This window comes from Massilia sp. 05N420 (assembly GCF_056397205.1).
The window spans coordinates 1-406 of the sequence record NZ_JBFTMX010000213.1; the positions used below are offsets into that span (position 1 = coordinate 1).

1 protein-coding gene is annotated in these 406 nt (G+C 65.5%); it reads right to left on the bottom strand.

Features of this window, described 5'->3' with window-relative positions; translation table 11 throughout:
* A partial coding sequence (locus AC1DIX_RS28030; protein WP_477328644.1) for a pyridoxal-phosphate dependent enzyme occupies positions 1–406 on the bottom strand: 406 nt, incomplete at both ends.

Genomic DNA, 406 nt, shown 5'->3' on the forward strand with positions numbered 1-406 from the left:
GCCCGGCGAGACCGGCTGCGCCCGACGGCGTGGTCGCGGGACCGCCAGCGCCTTCCAGCAAGAGTGGTTCGCTCAGAAGACGATCCTCCTCGACGGTTACGACGTCCACAAGCCCGGCCATCAGTTTCAACGCCGGCCGGCTTGCCTCGCCGCAGGCAAGCATCGTTGCGGACGTTGTCAGATCGCCAGGCACCCGCTCGACCTTGACTGTGCGGATTGCCACATCGACACATGCCGCTGTCGCGGGTTCTACGACGACAATCCTTGCCGGTTGCGCGAGCCAGTCCTTGAGGCCTGTCGCCATTGCCGCCGCGAGACCGCCGACACCGGCCTGGATAAAAAGATGCGTCGGACGCGGCCCTTCCCCGATCTGCTCTTTGATTTCCTGCGGGATCACGCCGTAGCC